The organism is Pontibacterium sp., from assembly GCF_041587635.1.
In the GTDB taxonomy this organism is placed as follows: domain Bacteria; phylum Pseudomonadota; class Gammaproteobacteria; order Pseudomonadales; family Balneatricaceae; genus Pontibacterium.
This window is the reverse complement of record NZ_JBFGYC010000216.1, coordinates 1-6,186: the sequence shown is the minus strand read 5'-3', so window position 1 is coordinate 6,186 and position 6,186 is coordinate 1. Positions and strand designations below refer to the sequence as shown.

9 protein-coding genes are annotated in these 6,186 nt (G+C 49.7%); all 9 read right to left on the bottom strand.

Features of this window, described 5'->3' with window-relative positions; translation table 11 throughout:
- On the bottom strand, nt 1-868 hold an 868-nt coding region (gene rlmN, locus ABYW01_RS11605), incomplete at its 3' end, for a 23S rRNA (adenine(2503)-C(2))-methyltransferase RlmN (protein WP_372832853.1).
- A 63-nt stretch (nt 869-931) separates the two neighbouring features.
- Nucleotides 932-1,339 carry a nucleoside-diphosphate kinase gene (ndk, locus tag ABYW01_RS11600; RefSeq protein WP_193954348.1) on the bottom strand — a complete coding sequence of 136 codons (408 nt, stop codon included), beginning with the start codon at nt 1,337-1,339 and terminating at the stop codon, nt 932-934.
- Between the two features lie 123 nt (nt 1,340-1,462).
- Nucleotides 1,463-1,663, bottom strand: coding sequence for a Fe-S cluster assembly protein IscX (gene iscX, locus ABYW01_RS11595; protein ID WP_372832851.1), 201 nt, complete (start codon nt 1,661-1,663; stop codon nt 1,463-1,465).
- Nucleotides 1,664-1,675: 12 nt separating this feature from the next.
- Entirely contained in the window at nt 1,676-2,014 is a 339-nt protein-coding gene (gene fdx / locus ABYW01_RS11590) for an ISC system 2Fe-2S type ferredoxin (protein WP_193954350.1), read from the bottom strand.
- Nucleotides 2,014-3,897 carry a Fe-S protein assembly chaperone HscA gene (hscA, locus tag ABYW01_RS11585; protein WP_372832850.1) on the bottom strand — a complete coding sequence of 628 codons (1,884 nt, stop codon included), beginning with the start codon at nt 3,895-3,897 and terminating at the stop codon, nt 2,014-2,016. The genes fdx and hscA overlap by 1 nt, the downstream gene beginning before the upstream one ends.
- A gap of 11 nt (nt 3,898-3,908) precedes the next feature.
- A complete protein-coding gene (gene hscB / locus ABYW01_RS11580; protein WP_372832849.1) occupies nt 3,909-4,436 on the bottom strand; it encodes a Fe-S protein assembly co-chaperone HscB in 528 nt (175 codons plus the stop codon).
- An 18-nt stretch (nt 4,437-4,454) separates the two neighbouring features.
- The gene (gene iscA, locus ABYW01_RS11575) at nt 4,455-4,778 is read right to left on the bottom strand and encodes an iron-sulfur cluster assembly protein IscA (RefSeq protein WP_193954353.1); all 324 of its coding nucleotides are present in this window, start codon (nt 4,776-4,778) and stop codon (nt 4,455-4,457) included.
- 50 nt (nt 4,779-4,828) lie between these two features.
- Nucleotides 4,829-5,215 carry a Fe-S cluster assembly scaffold IscU gene (gene iscU, locus ABYW01_RS11570; protein ID WP_372832848.1) on the bottom strand — a complete coding sequence of 129 codons (387 nt, stop codon included), beginning with the start codon at nt 5,213-5,215 and terminating at the stop codon, nt 4,829-4,831.
- Nucleotides 5,216-5,244: 29 nt separating this feature from the next.
- On the bottom strand, nt 5,245-6,186 hold a 942-nt coding region (locus tag ABYW01_RS11565; protein WP_372832847.1), incomplete at its 5' end, for an IscS subfamily cysteine desulfurase.

The window sequence follows — 6,186 nt, the reverse complement described above, 5'->3', positions numbered from 1 at the left end:
GCAACAATTTCACCAACTGACGTGCGTGTTCCGGCTGGTCGTTTACACCCGCGATCAGCGTATATTCAACCGTCGCGACGCGCTTGTCATTCAGACCACTTAAATAACGATTACATGCATCAATAAGCTCATTGATCGGATAACGCTTATTGATAGGCACTAGCTGGTTACGCAATTCATCATTGGGTGCATGTAAAGACACAGCCAGAGAAACATCTGTCACCTCACCGAGCTTGTCTATCGCAGGCACAACGCCTGCCGTTGACAAAGTCACGCGACGTTTAGATAAACAATATGCGTTGTCTTCCATCATCAAATGGATCGCATCAACGACATTGTCAAAATTCATCAACGGTTCGCCCATTCCCATCAACACCACATTGGTTACACGGCGATCCCCGGAAGGATCAAACGGACCAAAAGAGCGGATAGCGATACGAACCTGACCAATAATTTCAGCAGCAGACAGGTTTCGGTTAAAGCCCTGCTTACCGGTAGAACAGAAACTGCAGTCCAAAGCACAACCGATCTGGGAAGACACACACAGTGTCGCCCGGCCGTTTTCCGGAATTAACACAGCTTCAACGCAGGAACCGCCATCAGTACGGATAACCCATTTACGAGTACCGTCTTTGGAGACATTTTCGAGCACCACTTCCGGATCTCGAATCTCTGCGATTTTGTTGAGTTTTTCGCGCAAAGCTTTAGAGATGTTAGTCATCTCATCAAAGCTGGTTGCGCCAAGCTGATGAATCCATTTCAGCACTTGGGTGGCACGAAAACGTTTTTCGCCAATCTCGTCGAAGAATGCTTCCAGCTTGGCCGGAGACATACCCAGCAGATTTACCTTAGTGGTGGATTCGGTCATAGAACTCAACTCAGTTATGTGTAAAGCGGTGACCGCTCCGCGAACGGAGCGGCCTGTCGACAATTACTTGCCGAAGAAGTATGCGATTTCGCGCTCAGCAGAAGTAGCAGAGTCGGAACCGTGTACAGCGTTCGCGTCGATAGACTCAGCGAAGTCACGACGGATAGTACCTTCAGCCGCTTCCTGTGGGTTAGTTGCACCCATCAGATCACGGTTCTGAGCGATAGCGTTTTCACCTTCCAGAACCTGTACAACAACAGGACCAGAGGTCATGAACGCAACCAGATCAGCGAAGAAAGGACGTTCTTTGTGCTCAGCGTAGAAGCCTTCAGCGTCTGCCTGAGACAGCTGCTTCATCTGCATATCTACAACTTTCAGATCCGCCGCTTCAAAGCGAGCTACGATCTGACCAATTACGTTTTTTGCAACTGCGTCCGGCTTGATGATGGACAGTGTACGTTCGATTGCCATTATTTCTAAATCCCCGAAAGTATTAAGGACATACCAAAAATTAAACGCGCAATTATACGCGAGGTTCATTGCAGTGAACAGCGCCACGCAATGAAAAGGCCCGGAACATTCCGGGCCTTTTCATTAATCCTGCTCTTCGATCCAGGCAGCCTGTATGGCTTCCAGAATCTTTTCGCCACAGCGATTAGGGTCGTCGTCAAACTCTTCCAAACCCATCACTTTTTCATAAAGATCGGGAAAGCTGATGGTCAGCGGATCCTGATCCGGATACTGCTCACATAACTCGATGGCAATATCGATCACATCTACCCATTTTAGACTCATAACCACTCCCGCTTAGTGCCGCTCAGACACCTGATTGATCGTGTATTTAGGAATCTCTACAACCAGATCCTCATCCGCCACAACAGCCTGACAGCTCAAACGTGATTCTGGCTCCAGCCCCCACGCTTTGTCCAGCATGTCATCTTCCAGCTCATCAGACTCTTCCATCGACTCAAAGCCTTCACGCACAATCACATGACAGGTTGTACAAGCACAAGACTTTTCACAGGCGTGTTCAATCTCAATCCCATGCTGCAGCGCTGCATCACATACGGTAATACCCGGCTCAACATCTATAACCTGACCGTCCGGGCACAGCTCTTCGTGGGGCAGAAAAATAATCTGCGGCATTACTTCTTCTCCTCAATCTCATCGATCGTATGCCCCTGGAGGGCTTTCTGGATCCCATGATCCATACGACGCGATGCAAAGAAATCACTTTCATTTGATAGGACAACGATACCTTTCTCGATCGCATCCGCATCATCACCATTACGTAGCGCAATAAGCTGCGACATCTCACCCAGCAACATCTCGCGCTCATCCTGAGTCAGTAACTGATCGCCATCGGCTTCAATCGCCTGCTCCAGTGCAACCAACAAGCGATCAGCCTCAACCTGCTGCTCTCGCAGTCGACGCTTATCCAGATCACCTTCTGCCAGGCTATAGGAGTCCTGCAGCATTTGCGCAATCTCGCCATCGCTCAAACCATAGGATGGTTTAACCTGAATACTGCTTTCTACACCTGTGGACAACTCTTTTGCCGCCACATTCAGCAGACCATCCGCATCCACCTGGAATGTCACTCGAATCTTTGCCGCGCCCGCAGCCATTGGCGGTATGCCACGCAATACAAAACGCGCCAGCGAACGACAATCCTCAACCAGCTCACGCTCACCCTGCAGAACATGAATCGCCATCGCCGTCTGACCATCCTGGTAGGTCGTAAACTCCTGAGCCCGCCCCACCGGAATGGCAGTATTTCTGTGAACAACCTTCTCGACTAAACCACCCATCATCTCCAAACCCAGCGAGAGCGGTATTACATCCAACAGCAACATATCACTGTCCGGCTTATTCCCAGCCAATACATCTGCCTGTATCGCAGCACCTACCGCAACAACACGGTCCGGATCGATATCGATATGCAGTTCACGATCAAAGAAACCCGATACTTGTTCACGCACCAACGGCACTCGAGTGGAGCCGCCCACCATGACAACATCCTTCACCTCTTCTGCGCTGACGCCAGAGTCTTTCAAGGTGCGCTTACAGGCACGTAACGTGCGCGCCACCAGTTTTTCAATTAACGCATCAAACTGGGCACGACTAACAACAACGTTCCCTTTCAGGTCAGCGTAATCCAACAGCGCAGTAACGGAATCTGCATCTGTTAAACCTTCTTTAACTTCTCTGGCCTTTTCAGTGAGATAACGTGCCAACCCGGTATTAAGCTTATCAACCTCGAGCCCCTGCTGTTCGGCAATCCAGGTTGCAAGCGCCAAATCGAAATCATCTCCACCTAGCGCACTGTCGCCACCGGTCGCCAGCACCTCAAAAACACCTTTATTCAATCTCAGAATAGATATATCAAAGGTACCACCACCAAGGTCATATACCGCAATAACACCCTCTGCGGACTCATCTAAACCATAAGCGACCGCAGCCGCCGTCGGCTCATTCAATAGACGCAGCACTTTAATATTTGCCAAGGTCGCAGCATCTTTAGTTGCCTGACGCTGAGCCTCGTCGAAATACGCTGGCACAGTTATGACGGCACCGACAATTTCTCCACCCAGAGAATCTTCAGCTCTCTGTGTCAGTACACTCAAGATATCCGCAGACACCTGTACCGGACTTTTCTGCCCCGCCACGGTAGAGATAAACGGCATACTATTGTCGCCGGCGACGAAGCGATAAGGAGCTTCCGCACCCAATGCACGCACATCTTCTACGCCACGCCCCATCAAACGTTTAACAGAAACGATGGTGTTATAAGGATCGAATGACGCTTTTTCACGCGCCGTCGAACCCACTTCCTGACGTCCGCAATCCAGATAGCGCACAACCGACGGCAAAATATGCTGACCATCTGCATCAGGCAGCGTGACAGCTTCACCACTTTTCACGGTCGCAACCAATGAGTTAGTGGTACCCAAGTCTATACCCACAGCCAACTTATGCTGATGGGGAGCGGCACTCTGGCCGGGTTCTGCGATCTGTAACAGCGCCATAAATCGTTTGCTCAGTCATCCAGTCGGTCTTCAAGATTTTCAACCTCGAGCGCCAACTTCTCTAAAAACTGCATTTTTCTCACCAATGCCACCGCAGCCTCATAGGCCTGTGCGGTATAGCGTTCTGCGAACTCTACTCGCATCCGCGCCAGCATTGCCTCAACTTCTTCAGACAACTCATCGAGCGCCTCGAACGGATCAGCCTGATCCGGGATCTCTTCCAACTGCTCACGCAGCTCCATCTGCTGCATCAAGAACACAGGATCTATCGCCACCGAACTCTCACTCGCGGTATCGAATCCCTGCAACTTGAGAAGATACTGTGCTCGTGACAGCGGCGCCTTGAGCGTTGTCACAGCTTCATTCAGATAAGCCGTATATTGCTCTGACAGACGTCGTTCACGATCAGATAGATGGGCATGACGATCCGGATGCAGCGTCTTTTGCAGATCTAAGTACCGCTCAGACAACTTAATCGGATCGATTTGGAAGGAAACCGGCAGGGCAAACAGCTCAAAAAAATTCTTACTAATATCCATTGCTCTGCCCGGTATGGATTATACGTTGAAACTTTCGCCGCAACCGCATTCACTGCTTACGTTAGGGTTGTTGAACTTAAAGCCTTCGTTCAACCCTTCTTTCACGAAATCCAACTCAGTACCATCAAGGTACAACAGGCTTTTCGGATCAATGACTATCCGCACACCCTGAGACTCAAAGATTTCGTCCTCAGGTTGTTTTTCGTCTACGAACTCAAGCACGTAGGCCATACCGGAACAACCCGAAGTGCGCACACCCAAGCGAATACCAAAGCCATGCCCACGTTTTTCCAGATATCGCGCTACGTGCTGAACCGCAGCATCACTCATAGAAATTGCCATAAATTCACATATCCCGCCGCGGCTACCAACGATAGCAGCGGCCTCATCAGTTACTTCTTATTCTGCTTCTCTTTGTAGTCAGCTACAGCCGCTTTAATCGCGTCTTCAGCCAATACTGAGCAGTGAATTTTAACCGGCGGCAACGCCAGCTCTTCAGCGATTGTTGTATTTTTCAACTCTTCCGCCTGATCCAACGTCATACCTTTAACCCACTCTGTTACCAGAGAGCTAGAGGCGATAGCAGAACCACAACCGTAGGTCTTAAACTTGGCGTCTTCAATCACGCCTTCATCGCTAACTTTGATCTGCAAACGCATAACGTCACCGCAGGCAGGCGCACCCACCATACCGGTACCAACGTTTTCGTCACCATCATTCATTTTGCCCACATTACGAGGATTCTCGTAATGATCGATTACCTGATCACTGTAAGCCATTGTCTGACCTCCTGATTTCTCAGCTTAGATTAGTGGTGAACCCACTCTACCTTGCTAAGGTCTACACCATCTTTAAACATATCCCACAATGGAGACAGCTCACGTAACTTGCTAACTGCTTCGCGAATCTGAGCGACAGCGCGATCGATGTCTTCTTCTGTAGTAAAACGTCCGAAAGAGAAACGAATGGAACTGTGTGCCATTTCATCGTTCAATCCCAACGCACGAAGCACGTAGGAAGGCTCCAGGCTCGCAGACGTACACGCTGAACCGGAAGAAACTGCCAGATCTTTCAGAGACATCAGCAGCGACTCGCCTTCAACAAATGCAAAGCTGACGTTCAGATTACTGACTACGCGCTGCTCTTTGGAACCGTTAACGAAAACCTCTTCCATATCCGCAATGCCAGCAAGAAAACGATCACGAAGTCCGAGTGCATGCGCGGTGTCTTTTGCCAGATCTTCTTTAGCGATACGGCAGGCTTCACCCATGCCTACAATCTGATGAGTAGGCAGAGTACCTGAACGCATACCACGCTCATGGCCGCCACCGTGCATCTGGGCTTCTAAGCGAACACGTGGCTTACGGCGCACATACAGCGCACCAATACCTTTAGGTCCGTAGAACTTGTGGGCTGAGAAGGACATCAGATCAACTTTCGCGCTGGTAATGTCAATCTCAATTTTGCCTGCACTCTGTGCAGCATCTACATGAAAAATAATACCTTTTGGACGCGTCAGCTCACCAATCGCCTGAATATCAGTAATGGTGCCGATCTCATTATTCACGTGCATCAAAGACACCAGAATTGTGTCTTCGCGGATCGCATCAGCAACCACCTGAGGCTCAATTAAACCTTCGCTGTTTGGATCCAAATAGGTGACTTCAAAACCTTCTCGCTCCAGCTGACGACATGTATCGAGAACAGCTTTATGCTCAATTTTAGAGGTAATGATGTGCTTGCCTTTCTT